Genomic DNA, 23713 nt, shown 5'->3' with positions numbered 1-23713 from the left:
ATGACCCTGACCCCGACGGTGATCGCCCACCGAGGTGCCTCCGGGTACCGGCCCGAGCACTCGCGGAGCGCGTACGAACTCGCGATCGAGCTCGGAGCCGACGCCATCGAGCCGGACCTCGTGCCCACGAAGGACGGCGTCCTGGTGCTCCGGCACGAGAACGAGATCTCGGGCACGACCGACGTCGCTGCGCACGCCGAGTTCGCCGACCGCCGGACCACCAGGACGGTCGAGGGCCAGCGACTGACCGGCTGGTTCACCGAGGACTTCACCTGGGACGAGCTCCGCACCCTCCGCACCCGGGAGCGGCTGCCGGAGCTCCGGCCGGGGTCGGCGGCGCACGACGGGGAGGACCCCATCCTCCGACTGGAGGACCTGCTCACCCTCTTGGACGACGCCCCTCGTCCGGTCGGGCTGGTCGCCGAGGTCAAGCACGCCACGTACTTCGACCAGGTCGGGCTGCCCATGGCGGCGCTCGTCGACGACGCGCTCGCCGCGGCCGGGTGGCGCGGCGACGACCGGCTCACCGTCGAGAGCTTCGAGAAGACCGTCCTCCGCGTCCTCGGCTCGCGGGGCGTGGGTGGTCGGCTCGTCTACCTCCAGGAGGCCCGTGGCAGCGCCGCGGACGAGGTCGCCGCCCACGGGTCGGCAGCACCGACCTTCGCGGACGAGCGCACGGACGCCGCGCTCCGCGCGCTGGCCGAGCAGTTCAGCGGGATCAGCGTCGACCTGCGGACGCTGATGGCCGGGGTGGACGCGGTGGCGCTCGACGACCCACGGCCCGTCCGGTCGGACGTCGTCGAGCGGGCGCACGCCGCCGGGCTCCAGGTGTTCACGTGGACCCTGCGGCCGGAGAACCGGTTCCTGCCGGCGCCGCTGCGCCGGGGCGGGGAGGTCGCCGGGTTCGGGGACTGGGAGCGCTGGTACACGTCGGTCATCCGCACCGGGGTCGACGGGGTGTTCGCGGACCACGCGGACCTCGCCGTCCGGGCGCGGGCGGCTGTCGGGGGCCGCGCCTAGACTGTCCCGGACATGACGATCGTGCTCGACCCATTCGACTCGACGCCCGAGCCGGGCGCCGGGGCCCGCTCCTACGAGGACCCGTTCACCGCCGGTCTGAACCCCCAGCAGAAGGAAGCCGTCGAGTACCGCGGCGAATCGCTGCTCATCGTCGCCGGTGCCGGTTCCGGCAAGACGAGCGTGCTCACGCGGCGCATCGCGCTGCTGCTGGCGAACCGCGAGGCCTGGCCGTCGCAGATCCTCGCGATCACCTTCACGAACAAGGCCGCCGCCGAGATGCGCGAGCGTGTGCGTGCCCTGGTCGGGCAGGCGTCGGAGGGCATGTGGATCTCCACGTTCCACTCCGCCTGCGTCCGGATCCTGCGGCGTGAAGCCGAGCGCTTCGGGTTCCCGCAGTCGTTCACGATCTACGACTCCGCCGACTCACGGGCCCTGCTCAAGCGGATCATCAAGGACCTCGAAGCGGACACCCTCGGGCTGACCGTGGGGGCAGCGGCGTCGAAGATCTCGAAGCTCAAGAACGAGCTGCAGGACGTCGACTCGTACGCGCGCAACATCAACGCGAACGACCCGCAGGAAGTCATGTTCACGGAGGTCTTCCGTCGGTACACGAACGACCTCCGGCGCGCCAACGCCTTCGACTTCGACGACCTCATCGGGCAGACGGTGTTCCTGTTCCGGGCCTTCCCCGAGGTCGCCGCGCTCTACCAGCGCCGGTTCCGCTTCATCCTGGTCGACGAGTACCAGGACACCAACCACGCGCAGTACTCCCTGATCCGCGAGCTCACCCGGCCGGTCCCGGTGGAGCAGGTCGACCGGCTCGAGGACGAGGGCCAGCACGTCGCCAGGATGCGCGAGACCGACGGCTCGATCGCCGGGGCGTCCCTGACCGTCGTCGGTGACTCGGACCAGTCGATCTACGCGTTCCGCGGGGCCGACATCCGCAACATCGTCGAGTTCGAGCGGGACTTCCCGAACTCGAAGGTCATCCTGCTCGAGCAGAACTACCGCTCGACGCAGAACATCCTCGACGCCGCCAACGCCGTGATCGCGAACAACTTCGACCGCCAGGTGAAGAACCTGTTCACCGAGGTCGGCGCCGGCGACAAGATCGTCGGGTTCACGGGCTACACCGGGCACGACGAGGCCCAGTTCGTCGCCGACGAGATCCAGCGGCTGCACGACGACGGCACGGACTACCGCGACATGGCGGTGTTCTACCGGACGAACTCGCAGACCCGTGCGCTGGAGGAGATCTTCATCCGTGCGGCGATCCCGTACCGGGTGCTGGGCGGCACGAAGTTCTACGAGCGTGCGGAGATCAAGGACGCCATGGCGTACCTGATCACCGTCGCCAACCCCGCCGACCCGCTCGCCCTGCGTCGCGTGCTGAACGTGCCGAAGCGTGGGATCGGATCGGTCACCGAGACCACGCTGCAGCGCTACGCCGACGACCACGACGTCTCGATGCGCGAATCGCTCCGGCACGCCGACGAACTCGGCTTCGGGCCGAAGGTGCGGAACGCGATCACGGCGTTCGCGGCGCTCCTCGACGAGGTCTCCGCGAAGGCCACGGAGCAGCCCGTCGTCGACACCCTGACCCAGCTCATGGACGGCTCCGGGCTCCTCGAGCAGCTCCGGAAGTCGCCGGACGCGCAGGACTCCGCCCGTGCCGACAACATCGACGAGCTCGTCGCCGTGACGCGGGAGTTCCAGAAGAACAACCCGGACGGCACGCTGAGCGACTTCCTGACCGAGGTCTCCCTGGTCGCGGCGGCGGACGAGCTCGACGACTCCTCCGGGACGGTGTCCCTCATGACGCTGCACACCGCGAAGGGCCTGGAGTACGACGCCGTCTTCCTGACCGGCATCGAAGAGGACCTGCTGCCGCACCGGATGTCCGCGAACGAGCCCGGAGGACCGGCCGAGGAACGCCGGCTGTTCTACGTCGGGATCACCCGCGCGAAGAAGTCGCTGTTCCTCTCGCTCGCGATGACCCGCGCGCAGTTCGGCGACGTCAACGTGGCGATGCCCTCCCGCTTCCTGCAGGAGATCCCCGAGGGGCTCATCGAGTGGAAGCAGTCACCCGGCATGGCGAACAGCCGCGGCGGCACGCAGCCGCGTGCGCTGAACGCCAAGCGTGACGGTGGCTTCAGCGGCGGTGGCAGTGGCGCCGGCGGTGGGTACCGCGGCGGCGGCGGCTGGGGCAGCGGGTCCTACGACCGCGCGGCCGCAGCGGCGAAGACCCGCCCGAAGACCGAGTGGGCGAACCGGGTGTCCGGGCAGGTCCGCGACAACGGCGACATGGAGCTGGCGGCGGGCGACCGCATCAAGCACGTCGACTTCGGCGAGGGCACCGTCGGAGCGGTGACCGGCCAGGGCGCCAAGCGCATCGCCGAGATCGCGTTCGACGCCGCGGGGCGCAAGAAGCTGCTCATCAAGATCGCCCCGATCGAGAAGCTCTAGCGCACCATCCGCACGGCCGTGATCGTGTGCGGTCCGACGGGTTCCACCTTGACCGATCCGTCGCGACGGAACCCGTTGCGGCGGTAGAACGCCTCGGCACGCGGGTTGTGCTCGGCCACCCAGAGGAACGCCGGACGGTCGCCGAGCGATGCGTCGAGAAGACCTTGCCCCGCGCCGGAGCCGTGGGCAGCGGCGAGGACGTAGATGCCCTCGAGCTCCAGCGGGCGGACGGCGTCGGCCTCGCGCCCTGGCCCCGCGGTCGCCCATCCGACGACGGCCGCGTCCACCTCGGCGACGTGCACAACGACGGTCGGGTTCTCGATGGTCCGCCGCCACCGCTCCACTCGGTCACGCGGGTCGAGTGCCGCCAGGAACGCTGCCGGGAGCAGGTGCGCGTAGGCCTCCTGCCATGCCTGGACGTGCACGGCGGCGACGGCCTCGGCGTCCTCGGGCACGGCGGCTCGGACGGTGACGGGCGCGGTCGGTTCCCCCATGCGCCGACCCTACGACACGGCCGGCCGTGGCGCGCAGCCCGCTAGCGGACCGCGCGCCCGCTGCCGAACCGCACGACGACGCCGGCGATGGCCGCACCCACGAGCGGCGCGACGATGAAGAGCCACAGCTGCCCGAGCGGCTCCGCGCCGCCGTACACCGCCGCGGCGATCGAGCGCGCCGGGTTCACCGACGTGTTGCTGACGGGGATCGACACGAGGTGGATCAGCGTCAGCGTCAGGCCGATCGCGACCGGGGCGAGCGCGCGGTACTCGCGCTTCGCGGTCACCGACAGGATCACGCCGAGGAACACCGCCGTCAGCACGACCTCGATGAGCAGGACGGATCCCAGCCCGTAGCCGCCCGGTGAGGCCGACCCGAAGCCGTTCGACGCGAAGCCGCTGTCCCTGGCGGCGGAGAAGGCCCCCGGCTTGCCGGCGAGGACCGCCGCCAGGATGCTCGTCGCCACGACGCCGCCGAGGACCTGCGCGACCCAGTACCCGACGAGGTGCCGGGCGTCGGTGCGGCCCGCGACCCACAGCCCGAGCGTCACCGCGGGGTTGAAGTGGCCACCGGAGATGTGCCCGACGGCGCTGATGCCCGCGACGAGCGTCAGGCCGAACGCGAGCGCGACCCCGAGGTACCCGACCCCGAGAGCGTTCCGCGCATCGGGGAACGCCGCGGCGAACAGCGCGGTGCCGACCCCGCCGAAGACGAGGAGGAACGTGCCGAAGAACTCGGCGCCGTACAGCTGCAGCGCGGGGCGTGCCGGGGCGTCCTCCTCGCGCTGTTCGGAGGTGGAGTCGTCGACGTCGCGGTCGTCTCGCATGGTGCTCCTCGGGACTGGCGGACGATGACCGCCCGCTGTGGTCCACTCAGAGAACCATCGCGGTCCGACGGTGTCCGCCGAGCGCGCCTACCGACGCAACGAAGCCAGCAGCCGGGTCAGGGCTGCAGCACGCCCGACGACCACCCGTCGTCGGTCAGCCGGTACTGCAGCCGCCGGTGCATCCGGTCACGGCTGCCGTGCCAGAACTCGACCGACACCGGCTCGAGGCGCCACGCCGACCAGGACTCCGGCCGCGGGACGTCGTCGCCGGCGTCCTCGAGCAGGGCGTTCGCGTCGTCGATGAGGTCCTGCACGGTGCCGTCGAGCGGGGCGGACTGCGCCGCCACAGCGGTCGCCGCCCGGGACTTGGGCGAACGGGCGGCGAAGAGCTCGTCCGACTCGGCGTCCGACAGGCGCACGACGACCCCCTCGAAGCGGAGCTGCTGCATCGTCTCGCGCCAGTAGACCTGGAGCGCGGCGGCGGGGTTCGCGGCGAGCTGGCGGCCCTTGGGGCTCTCGGACGAGGTCCCGAACAGCAGGCCGCGGTCGTCGATCGTCTTCACGTCGACGGTCCTGGCGGTGACGATCCCGTCGGCGGCAGTGGCGAGGGTCATGGACAGCGGCTCGGCGACGTCGTCCTCCTCGGCTCCCGCGAGCCAGGCGCGGGCCACGTCGAAGGGGGAGGCGGGCGGGTCGTCGAACTCGGGGAAGGCGAACGAGGTGTCACCGGACAGCGGAGCAGAAGCCATGCCCCCAGCCAACCCGCGTCAGTCCGTCCACGTCCAGACGGCCGGGGGACGTCCGCCGCGTGAGCCGATCGACGACGCTTCCGCCACGCGTTCGAGTGCCGGGTTGGTCCGCAGCGCCCGGTTGAGGTTGCCGGGGTCCGGCGCGGCGCCGTACAGCGCGGCCTGCAGCCGGGACGCATCCGCCGTCGTGAAGCGCGGACCGAGGAGCGCACGGGTCAGCGGCAGGTCGCGCCACAGCCGGGTCCGCACGTCGTCGACGGCGGCCTCGATGATCCGGTCGTGGTCGAACGGGAGGCTCGGCTCGGCTCCGGTGGCCTCGCGCCAGGTCGGCGAGGGGTCACCGGCAGGGCCGTCGGTCGCCCCGAGCGGGACCGCGTCGACGTCCGAGACGCCTGGGACGTCCACCACGGCGACGAACGCGATGCTGATCGCCGCGCTGCGTGGGTCGCGGTCGGGTCCGTCGAACGCCCCGATCTGCGCGAGGTGCCGGACCGCCGGCCGGGTGATCCCGGTCTTGGTGCGGAGCGCGCGCCGTGCTCCGTCCACCAGGAGTTCCGTGGGCTGCAGGAGCACGCCGGGGAGGGCCTCCTGGCCGGCGAACGGGTCGTACAGCCGACGCGCGGTGGCGACCCGCAGCCCGTCGCCCGTCGTGAAGGACATCGGGACGACGTCGATCGCGATGAGCGGCTGATCGTGGGTCAGGGACGGCTCGGTCACGCCGACGTCGCCGCCCGTCGGGCCGCGCGTTCCGTGCGCTCGCGCCGGAGCGTCGCACGGACGTCGGCGAAGGACTGGTGCACGAGGAACCGGCCGTCGACCCAGACGGGCTGGAGGAGGCTCGTGTCTTCGTCCGCGGCGCTCGCCTGGTCGGTCTGGCGGATCTCGCCGGTCGCGTCGCGGTGCAGGGCGATGCGACCCTTCGCGCTCTTCTTGCCGCTGCCGGTCTTCGGGTCCTTCTGGATGTCGACGGGTTCGCCGTCCACCAGGGCCCAGGTCGCCTTGACCGCGCTGCCGAGGTTGTCGCGGGTCATGTACTGGTACGTGTACGACCCGATGCCGAGCACGATGTTGTCGCTCGAGTACCCCTTGGCGGCCAGGCGTTCGTAGATGCGGCGGGCGCGGTCGAGCGTGATGCTGTCGCCGTAGATGACACCGATGTGCTGGTCGAGGACCTTGAAGCCCTGCGCGTTGACGGTGTGGCCGAACAGCTCGTCGAGCAGCTCGACGACGCCCTTCTCCTCGTGGCTGCGTGCCGGGTCGGTGAGGGCGGCCTCGTCGACGTCGTGCACGGTGCCGGTGACGATGTCGACCGGGTCGCCGGAGTCGGGGCGGATGACGAGCTTGCCGTCGCGGGCCGTGATGCGGTCCTTGAGCTGGGGAAGCGTCTCGGTGAGGACCTTGAACAGGTCGAAGCCGTCGCTGACCGCGGAGACGATGCCCGTCGGGTAGACGTCGAGGATCTGTTCGAACGTGGCGAGCTCGCCCTCGGCCCCGCGCACGCACATCACGCTGTGCTCGGTGGCGGGGACGCTCGCGGCGACCATGCCGTTGTCGCCCGGGTAGTAGCGGTCGACGAAGTCCAGCGTCGGCATCGAGTCCGTGCCGAGGAACGAGAGCAGGTGGCCGGCGCCCCCGGCAGCGGCGGACTCGATGCTCGACTGCCCGCGGAAGGAGAAGTCGTGCGCCGCGAAGTCGATGCCCTCGGGGACGGCGCCGGTGCGAGCTGCCCAGTCCTCCATCAGGTCGCGGTACTCGAGCGCCTTCGTGGCGACGGTGGACGGGTGCCAGATCGACGCCGACAGCGCGGTCTCGATGTAGTTCGGCAGCCAGAAGAACGCGTCGACGGTGTTCTCGACGGTCAGGGTGGCGACGCCGATCGGCGCGAGGGTGCCCTCGGGGAGCGCCCGGATCGCGAGCGGCAGGTACCCCAGGCGGTGCAGGGCGCGGACGTGGTCGACGCCGATGTGGTTCGGGCCGAAGTAGCCCTGCAGCGCCTGCTCGAACAGGTCGCAGACCAGGTCCTCGTCCGCCGCGAAGAACGGCGCCCAGGACTCGACGAGCGTGCGCTGGATGAAGGCCTGCAGCCCGAAGACCACGGCGTGCGTCGACTCGGGCATGTGCGCGTTCGAGCGGTTCGTCCAGTTGATCAGGATGCGGGTGGTGCCCTCGGGGTAGACCTGCCGGTGCGAGTGCTTGTAGCCGTCGACGGCGAGCAGCGGGGCGATGGGGCTCGGCGCCGTCAGGCGGGGCGCGATGCCCGCGGTGGCGGTGGCGGCGGCGGCGGTGGCCGTGGTGGCGGTGGCGGTGGTGCCGGCGGTGGTGGTCTGGTCGGTCATCGGATCTGCTCCGTCAGGAAGGGGGTGAGGGGGACGGTCACGAGGCCGGGGACCTCGGACTGCGCCGGGTAGGAGTCGGTGGTGACGATCTCGCCGAAGTGCTCCGCGAGCGCCGTGGCCCGGCCGGAGAAGACCCCGTGCGACACCCAGAGGCCGAGGCGGTCCTTCGGGACCCCGGTGCAGGCAGCCAGCCCCATGAAGGTGCCGCCGCCGTCGCAGATGTCGTCGACCACCAGGAAGCGGCCGGTGTCGGGCAGCGGCTCGCAGCTGAAGCCGTCGAGCTTGCCGGTGTCCGGGTTGCGGTGCTTCTCGGCCCGGTACACGGGCAGGTCGCACGCCTCGGCGACGGCGGTGGCCCGGGCGACGGCGCCCTTGTCCGGGGCGATGATGCCCTGGTAGCGCTGCTCGGTGCCGGGAGCGCCGACCACGGCGTCACGCACGACCTGCTCGCTGGTGACCACGGTCAGGTGCTCGACGAGCCCCACGATGACCGGCGAGTGCGGGTCGAAGGCGATGACCTGGTCGATGCCGAAGCCGTTGAGGACGTCGGCGTAGACCTTCGCCCCGAACGGGATGCCGCGGTCCTGCCGTGCGCCGGGCAGGTAGGGGACGAGTGCGACGGACTTCGAGCCGCGCTGCCGGACGGCGTCGGCCCACATGCCGAGCATCATCAGGTCGTCGCCGCTCGCACCGCGGAGGGTCGCGATCTCGGTGAGGTCCCCCGCGTCGGCGTGGTCGTCCGACACCTTGACGTGGGCTTCCCCCGCGGGGAACCGCATCGTGGAGAACGTCGGTGTCGTCTGGGTGCCCCGGCTGTCCCGGGTGCTGAGTTCGACTGCCATGACTCGACCGTAGCACGGTACTTGTCACTCTGACAAGAACTTGGTCAGTGCCGGTTCGCCATCCGTCGCATCGCGCGGAGCAGCAGCGGTCCGGGCAGGCGCAGGAGCGGACCGGGCACGACGGCGCGGACCCGGCGCAACCCGGACGCGACCCGGCGGAAGCGGCGCTCCTCACGCGGGCCCCAGGCGAAGCCGTACTGCGTGCGCACGGCGTCCGGCAGCAGCCCTACCGTCACGATCCGGACGAGGGGCATCGCGGCGCGCACCCAGAACGGCGCGAACCGTGGGTGCAGCAGGTCGCGAACGACCCCGCGGGCGTCGTCGGTCACGGAGAGGTGCGCCACCGTCCGGTCCCAGTAGACCTGGAAGGCGTCGACCGAGTCAGGCCAGCGGTCCGCGGGCACCCGCAGCGCGACGCCGAGGGGCGCGTAGGCGTCGAGCACCCGCTGCGCCAGGTCGGCGGGCACCGGGTCGCCGAAGGCGTCGTGCGCCCGGAGCGCCGAGTCGTAGAGGGTGGCAGCCACCCAGAGCTGTCGGTCGACGTCGTCCGCGCCGGCCACGGGCACGTGCGCCCGGTTCACGAACGCGGTCGCCATGGCCGCGTCCGCCGGCGTGCCGATCACCACCGCGTACACGTACATGAGCGTGTGGGCGAGCCGCTGTTGCGGCCGTCTGGCGAAGTCGGAGTGCCGGCGGACACCGGCGGCGACCACCGGGTCCGCGATCTGCAGCAGGATCGCGCGGCCGCCGGCCACGACGGGCGTGCTGTCGGCGAGGAAGCGGGCGAGGGCTTGGTCCCGGCCATGCACCGGACGGGAGGCTCGGTGCGCGTCCGGCACCGAGCCTCCTTTCCGTCCGTTGCTCACGGCACCATCATCGCGTGCCGGCGTGCCGGCGTGCCGATCAGAGCGGCTTCGTGCCGAGGTCGTTCCCGAGGTCGGGGCGCCCGCCGTCATCGCCGTCGTGCTCCCACAGGTCGGCCGAGGCCTCGCGCGGCGCACCACCGGTGGGGCCGTCGTCGGTGCCGTCACCCGGCTGCGGTTCCACGGTCTCGCCGGCGACGGCGTCGTTCGTGACGGTCTCGAGGGACTCCTCGGCCTCGTCGACCTCGTAGGGGCCGACGTGCTCGCGGTCGATGTCGTCGTCGCGGCGTGCCTGGGAGTCGAAGTCGTCGACGGGGCTGATGCCGGGGTCGCTCATGGTGGTTCTCCTTCGGTCGGGCTTCCTGGATACGCCCCGGGCACTGGACGCACCCCGAACGCCGCGGACCCGGGTGCGTCGTCGCCCGGCGTTCACCGGCGCGTCACCGGGTGGTCATGACGACCGTGCACACTCGCCTCTGCTCGGGGGAGTGGAGCGCGGTCGCCGCCGTCTGGTGGAGCGACCGCGCGTCCCCCCGTGGCATCGGCTCAGACCCGTTCGAGCAGCCCGCGTTCCTCGACGTCCGCCAGGGCGAGGGTCCGGTACCCGGCCGACTCGAAGAACACCGTCAGTCGATCGTCCTCGGTGCTCATCACCGTGCCGTGGCCCCACTGCGAGTGCTCGACCGCGGCGTCCGGCGGCCACTCGGCGTCGTGGCTGCCGTCGGCTGCGTGCGACTGCTCGGCCGTGCCGGACGTGCAGGTGTCGCAGTTGCCGCAGGGCTCGGGCAGCTCGTCGCCGAAGTACCCGAGCAGGAACTGGCGACGGCAGCTGTTCGTCTCGGCGAACTGGCGCATCATCGCGATCCGGGACTCCTCGATCTGCTCCCGCTCGTGTGCGCGCTCCCTGGCCGCGCTGGCTGCGGCGTCGGCGCTCGCCGGGGCGTCGTCGGCGCGGGCGATGCCGTCGTGGCCGTCGACCAGGACGCCGGCCTCGATGAGGGCGTTCGCGGCGCGGCCGGCGGTGCGGGCGGGGAGGCCGGAGGCGTCCGGCAGCGCCGAGCGGGCGATCGCACCCGTCGCGGGCACCGCGTCGAACACCGCTCGCAGTGACTTCGGCGCGGGGCTGCCGGCGGCGAAGAACCGGCGCAGACCGAGGTCCTCGGCACGGTAGTGCAGGGTCGCGAGGGCGGCGTCGCCGTCGCGGCCGGCGCGACCGACCTCCTGGTAGTACGCGTCGACGGACTCGGGCACGTCCGCGTGCACGACGAAGCGGACGTCGGCCTTGTCGATGCCCATGCCGAACGCGCTCGTGGCGACGACGACCTCGACCGAGCCGTCGTGGAACCCCGCGAGGACGCGCTCGCGGTCCTTCACCCGGAGACCCGCGTGGTACGGCTGGGCGACCCGTCCGCTCTCGGCCAGCTCGTCGGCGTACACGAGGGTCTCGGCCCGGGTGGCGACGTAGACGATGCCGACGCCCTCGAGGCCGGCGACCTGCTCGACGACCGCGTCGCGCTTGGCGTCCTCGTCCTGGTGGCGGCGCACCTCGAGCCGCAGCTCCGGTCGGTCGAACCCGGCGGCGAGCACCAGCGGGTCCCGCATGCCGAGGCGTGCGACGACGTCGTCCCGCACGGGGGCGGAGCCCGTCGCGGTGAGCGCGAGGACCGGCGGGCGTCCGAGCCGCTCGATCACCTCGCCGAGCCCGAGGTAGTCCGGGCGGAAGTCGTGCCCCCACGAGGACACGCAGTGCGCCTCGTCGACGGCGACCAGGGCGACCCCCGCCGCGCGGAGCCGCTCCTGCACGTCCTCCTTCGCCAGCTGCTCGGGGGCGAGGAACACGTAGCGGACCTCGCCTGCCGTGACCGCGTCCCACGCCTCGGTCAGGTCGCGGGAGCGCTTCGTGGCGTTCACCGTGACGGCCCGTGGTGCGTCGGGGTGCTCCGCGAGGCCGACCACCTGGTCCTCCTGCAGGGCGACGAGGGGCGAGACGACGAGCACGAGCCCGTCGAGTGCCAGACCGGCCACCTGGTAGATGGCGGACTTGCCGGAGCCGGTCGGCATCACGGCGAGGGCGTCGCGCCCCTCGAGGACGGCGTCAATGACCGTCTGCTGGTCCGGGCGGAGCTGCCAGCCGAAGACGTCGGCGGCCTGGGAGCGGAGTGCGTCGTGCATCGATCCACCGTGCCGAGCGGCTGCTTGCGGTCCGTTCGGCAGTGCGCGACACGGCCACGGATGCGCGTCGTGGCCATCGGGCGGCCCGGGTCGTGGGGCGCCGGACGCACCCGGCGTTCACCCGCCACCGCTAGGCTCGGTCACGGCCGTTGTCTCGACATCGAGCGACCCTCGATGCTGAGCGCTGCGACCGGATGACCGATGCCGATCGCACGAACCGTGCGGGAAGAAGAACAGCGTGGATCTTTTCGAGTACCAGGCCAGGGACCTCTTCGAGTCCTACGGCGTCCCTGTGCTGCAGGGCATCATCGCCGACACCCCAGAGGAGGCGAAGGCCGCAGCCGAGCAGATCGGCGGCGTGGTCGTCGTCAAGGCGCAGGTGAAGGTCGGCGGCCGAGGCAAGGCCGGCGGCGTCAAGGTCGCGAAGACCCCGGACGAGGCCTTCGAGCACGCGCAGGCGATCCTCGGCCTCGACATCAAGGGCCACACCGTGCAGCGCGTCATGGTCGCCCAGGGTGCCGACATCGCCGAGGAGTTCTACTTCTCCGTGCTCCTCGACCGCGCCAACCGCTCCTACCTGTCGCTCGTGAGCGTCGAGGGCGGCATGGAGATCGAGCAGCTCGCGGTGGAGAAGCCGGAGGCGCTCGCCCGCGTCGAGGTCAACCCGCTGACCGGCATCAACCAGGAAGCAGGCGAGGCCATCGCCCGCCAGGCAGGCTTCCCCGACGAACTCGTCGAGCAGGTCGCGAGCGTCTTCGTGAAGCTCTACGACGTCTTCGCGGGCGAGGACGCCACGCTGGTCGAGGTCAACCCCCTCGTCCGCACGGGTGACGGCCAGATCGTCGCCCTCGACGGCAAGGTCACCCTCGACGAGAACGCTGACTTCCGGCACGAGAACCACAAGGCGCTCGAGGACACCGCGAGCGAGGACCCGCTCGAGGCCAAGGCGAAGGCCCACGGCCTGAACTACGTCAAGCTCGACGGCCAGGTCGGCGTCATCGGCAACGGCGCGGGGCTCGTCATGTCCACGCTCGACGTCGTCGCGTACGCCGGTGAGCGCCACGGCGGCGTGAAGCCCGCCAACTTCCTCGACATCGGCGGCGGCGCCTCGGCCGAGGTCATGGCCAACGGCCTCGACGTCATCCTCGGCGACCCGCAGGTCAAGAGCGTCTTCGTGAACGTCTTCGGCGGCATCACCGCCTGCGACGCCGTCGCGAACGGCATCGTCGCCGCGCTGGGCATCCTCGGCGACGCGGCCACCAAGCCGCTCGTCGTCCGCCTGGACGGCAACAACGTGGAAGAGGGCCGACGGATCCTGGCGGAGGCAGCGCACCCGCTCGTCACCGTCGCCGCGACCATGGACGACGCGGCCGAGAAGGCCGCCGAACTCGCCGCTGCCGCGGCCTGAAGGGACTGACCATGTCGATCTTCCTCACCAAGGACTCCAAGGTCATCGTCCAGGGCATCACCGGCGGCGAGGGCACCAAGCACACCGCACTGATGCTCAAGGCCGGCACGCAGGTCGTGGGTGGCGTCAACGCCCGCAAGGCCGGCACGACCGTCACCCACGGTGACGTCGAGCTGCCCGTCTTCGGCTCGGTGCGCGAGGCCGTCGACACCACCGGTGCCGACGTCTCGATCGTCTTCGTCCCGCCGGCGTTCGCCAAGGACGCCGTGATGGAGGCCATCGACGCCGAGGTCCCCCTCGTCGTCGTCATCACCGAGGGCATCCCCGTGCAGGACTCCGCGGAGTTCTGGGCACACGCCAAGGCCCTCGGCGAGAAGACCCGCATCATCGGGCCGAACTGCCCCGGCATCATCACCCCGGGGGAGTCGCTCGTCGGCATCACCCCGGCGACGATCACCGGCAAGGGCCCGATCGGCCTCGTCTCGAAGTCGGGCACCCTGACCTACCAGATGATGTACGAGCTGCGGGACCTCGGCTTCTCGACCGCCATCGGCATCGGCGGCGACCCCGTCGTCGGGACGACGCACATCGACGCGCTCGCCGCGTTCGAGGCCGACCCCGAGACCGAGGCCATCGTGATGATCGGCGAGATCGGCGGCGACGCCGAGGAGCGCGCGGCCGAGTACATCAAGGCGCACGTCACCAAGCCGGTCGTCGGCTACGTCGCGGGCTTCACCGCGCCGGAGGGCAAGACCATGGGCCACGCCGGGGCGATCGTGTCCGGGTCCGCCGGCACCGCCGAGGCGAAGAAGCAGGCACTCGAGGCCGCCGGCGTCAAGGTCGGCAAGACGCCGTCCGAGACCGCCGCGCTGCTGCGCGAGGTGGTCGCCGCTCGCTGAGCGGTGTGCTGACGGGAGGCTCGGTGCGGGTTCCGCGCCGAGCCTCCCGTCGTTCCCGTGGCCGGGCACGTATCCTCGCTGCGATGAACCGCCTGGGAACCGCTCTGCTCGCCGCCGTCGAGGCGCTCGTGACGGTCGGCGTGGGCGTCGGCATCGCGCTGGTGCCGCTGACCCTGCTCTGGGGCTTCGAGTACGGCCTGCAGGTCGACTGGGACGTCTTCTGGAAGGCCGCCGGCAGCGTGTGGCTCGTCGGGCACGGCGTCGACGTGACGTTCCTGCTCGGGTCCACGGTCGCGAAGGCCTCCGGGGTGAGTGGTGCCGCTGCACCGATCCCGGTGACGCTCGCGGCGCTCGGCTTCGCGGTCGTGACGGTCTGGCTCGGCGCCCGTGCCGGCCGACGGTTCGCCGAGACGGAGCACCGCGTGACCGGGGTGCTCGTCGGCACGGCCGCGGTGGCGCTCCTCGGACTCGGACTGGCGCTGTCCTCGACCTCCGCCGCGACACAGCCGAGCGTGTGGCAGGCGATCGTGTTCCCCGCGCTGTGGTTCGGGATCCCGGCGCTCGTCGCGGCCGAGGTCTGCCGTCGGCGCCGCGGACTCGACCCCGACCCCGTCACCGCCCGCGTGCTCGACCAGCTCGGCCGTGTGCCGGCCGTGTGGCGTTCGATCGCGGGCTTCGGGCTCCGTGCCGGAACGGCCGCCACCGCCTGCGTGGTCGCCGTCGCCGGGATCCTGGTCGGCTTCCTGCTCCTCGGGTCTTTCGCCGAGGTCATCACGCTCTACGAACGCTCGCACGCCGGACTCCTCGGCGGCATCGCGCTCACCGTCGGGCAGCTCGCGTTCCTGCCCGACTTCGTCGCCTGGGCCACCGCGTGGCTCGTCGGTCCGGGCTTCGCCATCGGAACCGGGTCGAGCGTCTCGCCGATCGGCACCGCCCTCGGCCCGATCCCCGGTCTGCCCGTGTTCGGGGCGCTGCCGCCCTCCGGGCACACCTTCGGGCTGCTCTGGGTCCTCGTGCCGGTGCTGGCGGGCTTCGCGGCCGGGGGCCTCATGCGTCCGCGGCTCGTCCGTGCCCTCGGGTCCGCCGACAGCGCCCTGCACCGCGCACTCGGGGGCGTGGCCACCGGCATCGTCGCCGGGCTGCTCACGGGCGCAGTCGCCTGGGGGTCGTCGGGGTCGTTCGGACCCGGGCGTCTCGCCGACGTCGGGCCGCACGCCCTGGTCGTCGGCGCCTTCGCCGCGCTCGAGGTCGGCGTGCCCGCGGTCGTCGCCCTCGCCGTCGGACAGGACCTCGTCCGGCTGCCCGAGCGCTCCTGGAGCCGGGAGCGCTGGCACGAGAGCGACGTGCCCGCGGACCTCGCGTCGGAGGGCTCGCTCCTCGACGCCCTCGAGCGCGCCGGCGCGGGACGCACCACCGACGTGCACCGCTTCGTGGTCGAGGAGGCGCACCACCCCGTGGGCCGGACGGCCGCGTCCGACACGGACAGGAACACACTCGCACCCGCACCCGCCGACACGGACACGGACCGCCACGTCGAGCTGCCGGACTGGGCGCGGACGGGCGGCGTCGCCGACGTGCCCACGGACACGACCGAGCGCGCGGGCGGCATGCGTGACCGGCTCCGCGGCGCAGCGGACGGTGTGCGCGACCGCGCCGGTGGGCTCAGGCAGCGCGCTGGCGGGCTGAAGAGCCGGGCCAGCGACCTGCGCGAGCGAGCAGGAGGCCTCCGCGACCGCGTCACCGGAGCCGACGCCGAGCGCGCCGACTCGACCCCGGACGACCGCCCCGACCGGCACCGCCCCGAGGCACCCCAGGCCGCGGGGGCCCGGGACGAGCAGCCCGCCTTCCCCTGGAGCACCGAGGAGTTCGTCGCCGGACGCGACGACGTCGACGAGCAGTCGGCCACCCCGACGACCCCGACGACCCCGCCCGTCTCGACGACCCCGACGAAGCGCTGGGACCAGACCGACCAGGTCCCCGAGGACGAGCTGCCCTGGTGGCGCCGTCCACAGGACGACCGCTGACGGCGTCGCACGGCGCACCCCGCCGCTAGGCTGGTGGACGTGCTCGAACTGGTCGTCCTGATCTCCGGTGCCGGCTCGAACCTCCGGGCCCTGCTCGAGGCGACCCGGCACGCCGACTACCCCGCCCGCGTCGTCGCGATCGGAGCTGACCGCGACGCCGAAGGACTCGGCCTCGGCGAGGAGTACTCAATCCCCACGTTCTCGGTGCCCTTCGCGCGGTACGACTCCCGCGCCGCGTGGGGTCAGGCGCTCGCCGAGCAGATCCGGCCCTGGTCGCCGGACCTCCTCGTGCTCTCGGGGTTGATGCGCCTGCTGCCGCCGTCGGTCGTGTCCGAGTTCGGCCCGGGGATCATCAACACCCACCCCGCGTACCTGCCGGAGTTCCCCGGGGCACACGGCGTCCGGGACGCCCTCGCCGCCGGGGTCACCGAGACCGGCGCCAGCGTCATCAAGGTCGACGACGGCGTCGACAGCGGCCCGATCCTGGCGCAGGAGCGCGTGCCGGTGCTGCCGGACGACTCCGAGTCGACGCTCCACGACCGCATCAAGCCCGTCGAACGCCGTCTGCTCATCCAGACCGTCCTCGACATCGCCACCGGCACCACCGACCTGAAGGGCACCACGAGCGCATGAGCGTGCACGCAGCCGACCCCAGCCTCTACCGCGACCGGGACGTCGTCCCCGTGCGGCGTGCCCTCATCTCCGTGAGCGACAAGTCCGGCCTGCTCGAGCTCGCCGGCGCCCTGGCCGACAGCGGCGTCGAGCTCGTGTCGACGGGGTCCACCGCGCAGACCATCCGCGACGCCGGGTACGCGGTCACCGACGTGGCGAGCGTCACGGGCTTCCCGGAGTCGCTCGACGGCCGCGTGAAGACGCTGCACCCCGCCGTGCACGCGGGGCTCCTCGCCGACCTGCGGCTGGAGTCGCACGAGCAGCAGCTCGCCGACCTGGGCATCGCGGCGTTCGAGCTCGTCGTGGTGAACCTGTACCCGTTCGTCGAGACGGTGGCCTCGGGCGCCGACACCGCGACGGTCGTCGAGAACGTCGACATCGGTGGCCCGGCCATGGTCCGCGCGTCCGCGAAGAACCACCCGAACGTGGCGATCGTCGTGTCGCCGTCGTCCTACGCCGAGGTGGTCGAGGCCGTCCGCGCCGGCGGTACCACGCTCGCGCTCCGCAAGCGCCTCGCCGCCCAGGCCTTCGCGCACACCGCCGCGTACGACACCGCCGTGGCGTCGTACTTCGCGTCCGACGTGGTCGACGCCGAGTCGGACGGGCACGCCCTCGAGACCCCGGGCTCGTTCGAGTCGCACCTGTCGTTCGGCGCGGACCTCGCGGCGACGCTCCGCTACGGCGAGAACGCCCACCAGGCCGCTGCGCTCTACACGCAGACCGGCGGCACGGGGATCGCGCAGGCGACGCAGCTGCACGGCAAGGAGATGTCGTACAACAACTACGTCGACGCCGACGCGGCCGTCCGCGCCGCGTACGACTTCACCGAGCCGGCCGTGGCGATCATCAAGCACGCCAACCCCTGCGGCATCGCGGTGGGCGCCCCTGACGCGGTCGACCCAATCGCCTCCGCACACGCTGCCGCCCACGCCTGCGACCCGCTGTCGGCGTTCGGCGGGGTCATCGCCGCCAACCGTCCCGTCACCGTGGCGATGGCCGAGACCGTGAAGGACATCTTCACCGAGGTCGTCGTCGCCCCGGGCTTCGACCCCGAGGCCCTCGAGATCCTGTCGCGGAAGAAGAACATCCGCCTGCTCACGCTGCCCGCCGACTTCGCCCTGGCCCCGCGCGAGGTCAAGCAGATCTCCGGCGGCTTCCTGGTGCAGGACGCCGACCGCTTCACGGCCTTCGACCAGTCGACGTGGGACCTCGTCGCGGGGGAGCCCGCCGACGAGGCCACCCTGGCCGACCTGGCGTTCGCGTGGAAGGCATCCCGCGCGGTCAAGTCGAACGGGATCCTGCTGGCGAACGCCGGCGCGAGCGTCGGTGTCGGCATGGGTCAGGTCAACCGCGTCGACTCCTGCCACCTCGCAGTGAACCGTGCGGGCGACCGCGCTGCCGGATCCGTCGCGGCGTCGGACGCCTTCTTCCCGTTCGCCGACGGCCTGCAGGTGCTGCTCGACGCCGGGGTCCGCGCGGTCGCGCAGCCCGGCGGCAGCGTCCGCGACGAAGAAGTGATCGCCGCGGCCACGGCTGCCGGCGTCACGATGTACTTCACCGGGGAGCGCCACTTCTTCCACTGAAGTGAACAAATCGCGACACCCCATTGCGCTGCTGACTCGCTCTGAATATCCTGTAAGGCTCCGCGACAGCACCGCCGACGGCCCCCAGGGGTCGGTGGCACCGCGGACACAACGGTGACGATGACGACGACTGGAGTGACGATGGACGACATGACCCGATCCGAGGCGACGCCCGCCCGTGCAGGTCTGGCGTCCGCCGTGGGGACCACTCCCGCACGTGGGACCACTCCCGCGCCGCGACGACGAGTGGCGGCCGCCGTCTAGTCAGGCCGTTCCCACGGCCGCGCGTCGCTGCAACCAACGACGACGCGAACCACCCGCTGGATCCCCGAGGGACGACGAGTCCCCCGGTGCCCTCCGGCCCGACCGACGTCACGCGAGTGACGGCGGAGGCGCCACCACGCGCCCGGCCGATGATGACCACGCAACGCACACCGAGCCTCCAGGCCGGTGCCGGACCGACGACGCCCGACACGGGCGGCGTCCGGACGGCCCGACCCGGAGTACCCGGCTGACGCATGAGGACGCAACGCATGTCCAAGTCGCCCACCACGGCGCGCCCGTCCACCTTCCGCGCGATCGCGCGGATCCACCCCTACGTGAAGCCCTACCAGGGCCGCATCATCGCCGGCATGGCCGCCGCGATGGGTGCCTCCCTCGTGGCGCTCGCCATCCCCTATGTGCTGCAGTGGCTCGTCGACGGCCCGATGTCGTCGAAGGACTCGTCGCAGATCTGGCCCGCCGGGCTCGGTGTGCTCGCCCTCGGTGTGCTGGAGGCCTTCTTCATCGCCTCACGTCGCCGCCTGGTGATGCGTCCGTCCACCCGCATCGAGACCAGCATGCGGAACGCGCTGTACGCCAAGCTGCAGGACCTGCCGGTCGCGTTCCACGACCGGTGGGAGTCCGGGCAGCTGCTGTCCCGCTCCGTGTCCGACCTGTCCCTGATCCGTCGGTGGCTGGCGTTCGGCGTCGTGCTGCTCGTCGTGAACCTCGTCACGATCGTCGTCGGGTTCGTCGTGCTCTTCACCTTCGGGTGGCTGCTCGGCCTGATCTTCCTGATCGCGTCGATCCCGCTGTGGATCAACGGGTTGCTGTTCGAACGTCGGTACTCCGTCGTCGCACGCCGCAGCCAGGACCAGGTCGGTGACCTCGCGACGAGCGTCGAGCAGTCGGTGCACGGCATCCGCGTGCTCAAGGCGTTCGGCCGCGGCGGCTACAAGCTGGAGGAGTTCAGCGAGCAGGCCGAGGCCCTCCGTGGCACCGAGATCAAGAAGGCGAAGGCCGTCGCGAGCATCTGGCTGTGGCTGCTGCTCGTGCCGGACGTCGCGTTCGCGCTCTGCCTGCTCGCCGGCATCTACCTGGCGTCGCAGGGGCAGCTCAGCGTCGGCCAGCTGTTCGCGTTCTTCGCCACCGCGACGGTGCTCCGCTTCCCGATCGAGTCGATCGGCTTCCTGCTCTCGATGACGTTCGACACGCGCACCGCGGTCGACCGCTTCTTCGAGGTCATGGACTCCGAGAACACGATCACCGACCCGGAGCACCCGAAGACGATCGCCGAGCCGCACGGTGCGCTCGCCTTCAACGGCGTCCACTTCCGCTACCAGGACTCCGCGGCGCAGTACCCGGACCTCATCAACGGGGTCGAGCTGCGGCTCGAGCCCGGCGAGACCATGGCGCTCGTCGGCCTGACCGGCTGCGGCAAGACCACGCTGCTCTCGCTCGTGCCCCGGCTGTACGACGTGACCGGCGGCTCGGTCACGATCGACGGCGTCGACATCCGGGACCTCACTCGCGAGGAACTGCGGCGCCACGTCGGCGTCGCCTTCGAGGACGCCACGCTGTTCTCGACGACGGTGCGGCAGAACGTGCTGCTCGGTCGCCCGGACGTGACGGGTGAGGAGGCCGAGACGCTGATGCGCGAGGCGCTCGACATCGCGCAGGCGTCCTTCGTGGACGACCTGCCCGACGGCGTCGACACCCGTGTCGGGGAAGAGGGGCTGTCGCTCTCCGGCGGACAGCGGCAGCGGCTGGCGCTCGCCCGTGCGATCGCGGCGCGGCCGTCGGTGCTCGTGCTCGACGACCCGTTGTCGGCGCTCGACGTCGACACCGAGGCCCGGGTCGAGGCCGGCCTGCGCCGCGTCCTCGCCGAGACCACGTCGCTCATCGTGGCGCACCGTCCGTCGACGGTGACGCTCGCGGACCGCGTCGCGCTCATGGAGAACGGCGTCATCACCGCCGTCGGCACCCACTCGGAGCTGATGGCCACGAATGACCACTACCGCTACGTGATCTCGTCGCTCGACGACGACGACGCGACCGCACGAGAGGAGGCGATGGCATGAGCCAGCAGACCGATCAGAACCTGCCGGGAGGCACGGCTGCCGTCGACGACACCGCGGAGGCCTCGCAGACTTCCGCACCGGTGACCGCATCCATCACCACGCTCGGCGTGCGCGGCGAGGAGCGCGAGGACTTCACCAAGGCGGAGAGCAAGCGCCTGCGGCGCCGGTCCCTCGCCCTGCTCGGGTCCCTCGCTGCACCGCTGAAGGCGCGCCTGGTCCTGCTCGGGATCGTCGTGGTCGTCTCGACCGCCGGCACCGTCGCCGGTCCGGCGCTCATCGCGTGGGGCATCGACAACGCCCTGCCGGCGGTCCTCGACCACAACGACTGGGTCCCGGCGTTCGCAGTCGTGGCGACGTACATCGTCGTCGCGGTCCTCGGGGCCGTCCTGACCGCGTGGTACACCGTGCTCGCGGCGCGGATCAGTCAGGCGATCCTGTTCGACCTGCGCAAGCGGGTGTTCCTGCACACGCAGCGGCTGTCGCTGGAGTTCCACGAGACCTACACGTCCGGCCGGATCATCTCCCGCCAGACGAGTGACCTCGACTCCATCCGCGAGCTGCTCGACTCCGGGCTGAACCAGCTCATCCAGGGCGTGCTCTACATGGCGTTCACCGCGGTGGCGCTCGTGGTGCTCGACCCGACCTCGGGCCTGGTGCTCGCGGTGTCGCTCGTGCCGCTGTGGTTCCTGATCCGCTGGTTCCAGACGAACTCGCAGACACTGTTCCGTGCCACCCGCGTGGCCTCGGCCCGCGTCATCGTGCACTTCGTCGAGACCATGACGGGCATCCGAGCGGTGCAGGCCTTCCGCAAGGAGTCCCGCAACCGGGACGAGTACGGCGGGTTCGTCGAGGACTACCGGGTCTCGAACACGAAGGTGTTCAACCTGTTCGGGACCTTCGATCCCGTGCTCGTGCTCATCGGGAACGCCACGCTCGCCGCGGTCGTCATCGTCGGCGGCTTCCGGGTCGTCGGTGGGACGCTCGAGGTCGGTGCGCTGCTCGCGGTCGCGCTGTACGCCAAGCGCTTCTTCGACCCGGCGCAGGAGCTCGCGATGTTCTACAACGGGTACCAGTCGGCGTCGGCGGCGATGGAGAAGATCTCCGGCGTGCTCGAGGAACGGCCCAGCGTGCCGGACCCCGTGAAGCCGACCAAACTGGCGGACGCCCGCGGCAAGATGGACTTCGACAACGTCGTGTTCGCCTACAACAAGGGCAAGGTCGTGCTGCCGGCGTTCGACCTGCACATCCCGTCCGGGCAGACGATCGCGCTGGTCGGGTCGACCGGTGCGGGCAAGTCGACGCTCGCCAAGCTCATGGCGCGCTTCTACGACCCGACCCAGGGCTCGGTGAAGCTCGACGGCGTGGACCTGCGCGACCTCGACACGAACGACATGCGCCGTGCGATCGTCATGGTCACGCAAGAGGCGTACTTGTTCTCCGGCACCGTCGCGGACAACATCGCGCTCGGCAAGCCCGGGGCGTCCCGCGCGGAGATCGAGGCCTCGGCCAAGGCCGTCGGTGCGCACGAGTTCATCATGGCGCTGCCCGACGGGTACGACACCGACGTGAACAAGCGCGGCGGTCGTGTCTCGGCAGGCCAGCGGCAGCTGCTCTCGTTCGCGCGGGCGTTCATCGCGGACCCGAAGGTGCTCATCCTCGACGAGGCCACGGCGTCGCTCGACATCCCGTCGGAGCGGCTGGTGCAGGAGGGCCTCGAGACCCTGCTCGCCGACCGCACCGCCGTGATCATCGCGCACCGCCTGTCCACCGTCGCGATCGCCCACCGGGTGCTCGTGATGGAGTACGGCGAGATCGTCGAGGACGGCACCCCGGCGGACCTCATCGCGGGCACGGGGCGCTTCGCCCAACTGCACGCGGCCTGGCGCGACTCGCTCGTGTAGGCGGGGTTCCCGGAGGACCGCATGGTTGGGTTGTCGGCATGAGTGACGACAGCCCGCAGCCCGGCGGTGTGGCCCTCCGGGACCCATTCGTCGGTGCGCCCTTCACCGAGGCGCTCCGACGCTTCTGGCGGAAGTACACCGTGTTCACCGGACGGGCCTCGCGCTCGGAGTTCTGGTGGTGGTGGATCACGTCGCTGGCGATCGGCCTGGTGCTGCAGCTCGTCCCGCAGGCGTTCACGCCCGACAGCCCGCTGCTGGAGAACCCGGTCGGGTCCTACCTGTTCGTGCTGTGGGTCGTGGTGACGCTGGTCGGGTCCCTCGCGCTCGGTGCCCGTCGGCTGCACGACACGAACCGCTCCGGCTTCTGGCAGTTCCTGCACGCGGTGCCCGGCATCGGGTCGCTCGTGCTGTTCGTGATGTTCCTGCTGCCGTCGAACCCGAAGGGCACCCGCTTCGACGCCTGACGCCCGTGGAACGCGGGCGCGCTGAGCGCAGGAGGTCGTTCCGCGCGTGGCGGGTCATTTCGCGCGTAGGTGGTCGTTCCGCGCGGAGCAGGTCGTTTCGCGCGTAGGGGGTCGCTCCGCGTGTAGGTAGTTCTTTCGCGCGTGGGAGGTCGTTCGTTCTGACCTCCGACGCGCGTTTCCGCTTCCCATCGCGCCCGTGATGGGTCGGTTCGCGCGTGGTGGGTCCTTCGGTCTCCGCGCTGACTCGTGGGTGCGGTGGCTCTTCGCCGGCGGGGTGACGGATCTGGTTCGGGATCGTCGGGCGGGGACGACCGGATCCGTCATCGCCGCGGACGGAAACCAGCATCGGGTGCGCCGGGGACGCCTGACTCCCGTGCAACGACGAGAACGCCGCCCCCGACTGGGGACGGCGTTCTCGTGTGTGGTGCTGTGTTGCTGTGGTGCGGGTGTTACTTGATCTGGGCGGTGATGGTGGCGGTGCCGACGAGGAGGCCGGCCTTGACGGCGTCGGTCTTGAAGGTGCTGTTGAGCAGCTTCGCGGCGTCGGCGGAGATGTGGACGGTGGTGCCGGTCAGGATCGCGTTGTCACCCTCGAGCTGCAGGGCCTTGAGCGAGCCGCCGTGGAGGGAGAACAGGTACGCGTTCGGGGCT

At 71.6% G+C, this 23713-nt stretch carries 19 protein-coding genes and 1 pseudogene; 10 read left to right on the top strand and 10 right to left on the bottom strand.

Translation table 11 applies throughout. The features are described from left to right. Positions 1-1020, top strand: a complete 1020-nt coding sequence (locus OXR63_RS15580) for a glycerophosphodiester phosphodiesterase family protein (RefSeq protein WP_267424702.1) — start codon at positions 1-3, stop codon at positions 1018-1020. 12 nt (positions 1021-1032) lie between these two features. Continuing rightward, positions 1033-3486: an ATP-dependent helicase gene (locus OXR63_RS15575; protein ID WP_267424700.1), complete on the top strand. Its 2454-nt coding sequence runs from the start codon at positions 1033-1035 to the stop codon at positions 3484-3486. Here the strand turns inward: OXR63_RS15575 and OXR63_RS15570 are convergent. The 9 genes from OXR63_RS15570 to OXR63_RS15530 all read right to left on the bottom strand — a co-directional run bounded on the left by OXR63_RS15570 (position 3483) and on the right by OXR63_RS15530 (position 11769). Continuing rightward, positions 3483-3980 (bottom strand): GNAT family N-acetyltransferase, encoded by a 498-nt coding sequence (locus OXR63_RS15570; RefSeq protein ID WP_267424699.1) that lies wholly within the window; start codon positions 3978-3980, stop codon positions 3483-3485. The genes OXR63_RS15575 and OXR63_RS15570 overlap by 4 nt on opposite strands. A gap of 41 nt (positions 3981-4021) precedes the next feature. Further along, positions 4022-4807 carry an aquaporin Z gene (aqpZ, locus tag OXR63_RS15565; protein WP_267424697.1) on the bottom strand — a complete coding sequence of 262 codons (786 nt, stop codon included), beginning with the start codon at positions 4805-4807 and terminating at the stop codon, positions 4022-4024. Between the two features lie 116 nt (positions 4808-4923). Further along, positions 4924-5556, bottom strand: coding sequence for a pyridoxal 5'-phosphate synthase (locus OXR63_RS15560; RefSeq protein ID WP_267424696.1), 633 nt, complete (start codon positions 5554-5556; stop codon positions 4924-4926). Between the two features lie 18 nt (positions 5557-5574). Beyond that, positions 5575-6273 (bottom strand): NUDIX domain-containing protein, encoded by a 699-nt coding sequence (locus tag OXR63_RS15555; RefSeq protein ID WP_267424695.1) that lies wholly within the window; start codon positions 6271-6273, stop codon positions 5575-5577. Next, positions 6270-7892 (bottom strand): nicotinate phosphoribosyltransferase, encoded by a 1623-nt coding sequence (locus OXR63_RS15550; RefSeq protein ID WP_267424693.1) that lies wholly within the window; start codon positions 7890-7892, stop codon positions 6270-6272. Before OXR63_RS15550 ends, OXR63_RS15555 begins: the two co-directional genes overlap by 4 nt. Continuing rightward, entirely contained in the window at positions 7889-8734 is an 846-nt protein-coding gene (locus OXR63_RS15545) for a phosphoribosyltransferase family protein (RefSeq protein ID WP_267424691.1), read from the bottom strand. The genes OXR63_RS15550 and OXR63_RS15545 overlap by 4 nt, the downstream gene beginning before the upstream one ends. A 44-nt stretch (positions 8735-8778) precedes the next feature. Beyond that, a complete protein-coding gene (locus tag OXR63_RS15540; protein ID WP_267424690.1) occupies positions 8779-9600 on the bottom strand; it encodes an oxygenase MpaB family protein in 822 nt (273 codons plus the stop codon). A 37-nt stretch (positions 9601-9637) separates the two neighbouring features. Further along, positions 9638-9934: a hypothetical protein gene (locus OXR63_RS15535; RefSeq protein ID WP_267424689.1), complete on the bottom strand. Its 297-nt coding sequence runs from the start codon at positions 9932-9934 to the stop codon at positions 9638-9640. A 209-nt stretch (positions 9935-10143) separates the two neighbouring features. After that, entirely contained in the window at positions 10144-11769 is a 1626-nt protein-coding gene (locus OXR63_RS15530) for a RecQ family ATP-dependent DNA helicase (protein ID WP_267424688.1), read from the bottom strand. 238 nt (positions 11770-12007) lie between these two features. On the opposite strand from OXR63_RS15530, the gene sucC reads away from it, so the two are divergent. From sucC to OXR63_RS15490, 8 genes are all read left to right on the top strand, one after another. Continuing rightward, a complete protein-coding gene (gene sucC / locus OXR63_RS15525; RefSeq protein ID WP_267424686.1) occupies positions 12008-13177 on the top strand; it encodes an ADP-forming succinate--CoA ligase subunit beta in 1170 nt (389 codons plus the stop codon). 11 nt (positions 13178-13188) lie between these two features. Further along, entirely contained in the window at positions 13189-14076 is an 888-nt protein-coding gene (gene sucD, locus OXR63_RS15520; RefSeq protein ID WP_194663120.1) for a succinate--CoA ligase subunit alpha, read from the top strand. Positions 14077-14159: 83 nt separating this feature from the next. Further along, positions 14160-16100: a cell division protein PerM gene (locus OXR63_RS15515; RefSeq protein ID WP_267424684.1), complete on the top strand. Its 1941-nt coding sequence runs from the start codon at positions 14160-14162 to the stop codon at positions 16098-16100. A gap of 39 nt (positions 16101-16139) precedes the next feature. Next, positions 16140-16733, top strand: a complete 594-nt coding sequence (gene purN, locus OXR63_RS15510; protein ID WP_267424683.1) for a phosphoribosylglycinamide formyltransferase — start codon at positions 16140-16142, stop codon at positions 16731-16733. Beyond that, positions 16730-18355, top strand: a complete 1626-nt coding sequence (gene purH / locus OXR63_RS15505) for a bifunctional phosphoribosylaminoimidazolecarboxamide formyltransferase/IMP cyclohydrolase (RefSeq protein WP_267424682.1) — start codon at positions 16730-16732, stop codon at positions 18353-18355. The genes purN and purH overlap by 4 nt, the downstream gene beginning before the upstream one ends. Positions 18356-18888: 533 nt before the next feature. Continuing rightward, on the top strand, positions 18889-20697 hold the full coding sequence (locus tag OXR63_RS15500) for an ABC transporter ATP-binding protein (RefSeq protein ID WP_267424681.1): 1809 nt from the start codon (positions 18889-18891) through the stop codon (positions 20695-20697). A 92-nt stretch (positions 20698-20789) separates the two neighbouring features. Then, entirely contained in the window at positions 20790-22598 is a 1809-nt protein-coding gene (locus OXR63_RS15495; protein ID WP_374116147.1) for an ABC transporter ATP-binding protein, read from the top strand. Positions 22599-22636: 38 nt separating this feature from the next. Then, entirely contained in the window at positions 22637-23062 is a 426-nt protein-coding gene (locus OXR63_RS15490; RefSeq protein WP_267424678.1) for a DUF805 domain-containing protein, read from the top strand. 449 nt (positions 23063-23511) lie between these two features. Here OXR63_RS15490 and OXR63_RS15485 read toward each other — a convergent pair. Continuing rightward, positions 23512-23713: pseudogene (locus OXR63_RS15485) on the bottom strand (hypothetical protein); the annotation flags it as partial.

Source organism: Curtobacterium sp. GC_Cur_3 (genome assembly GCF_026544205.1).
In the GTDB taxonomy this organism is placed as follows: Bacteria; Actinomycetota; Actinomycetes; order Actinomycetales; family Microbacteriaceae; genus Curtobacterium.
This window is presented reverse-complemented; position numbering and strand designations above follow the sequence as displayed.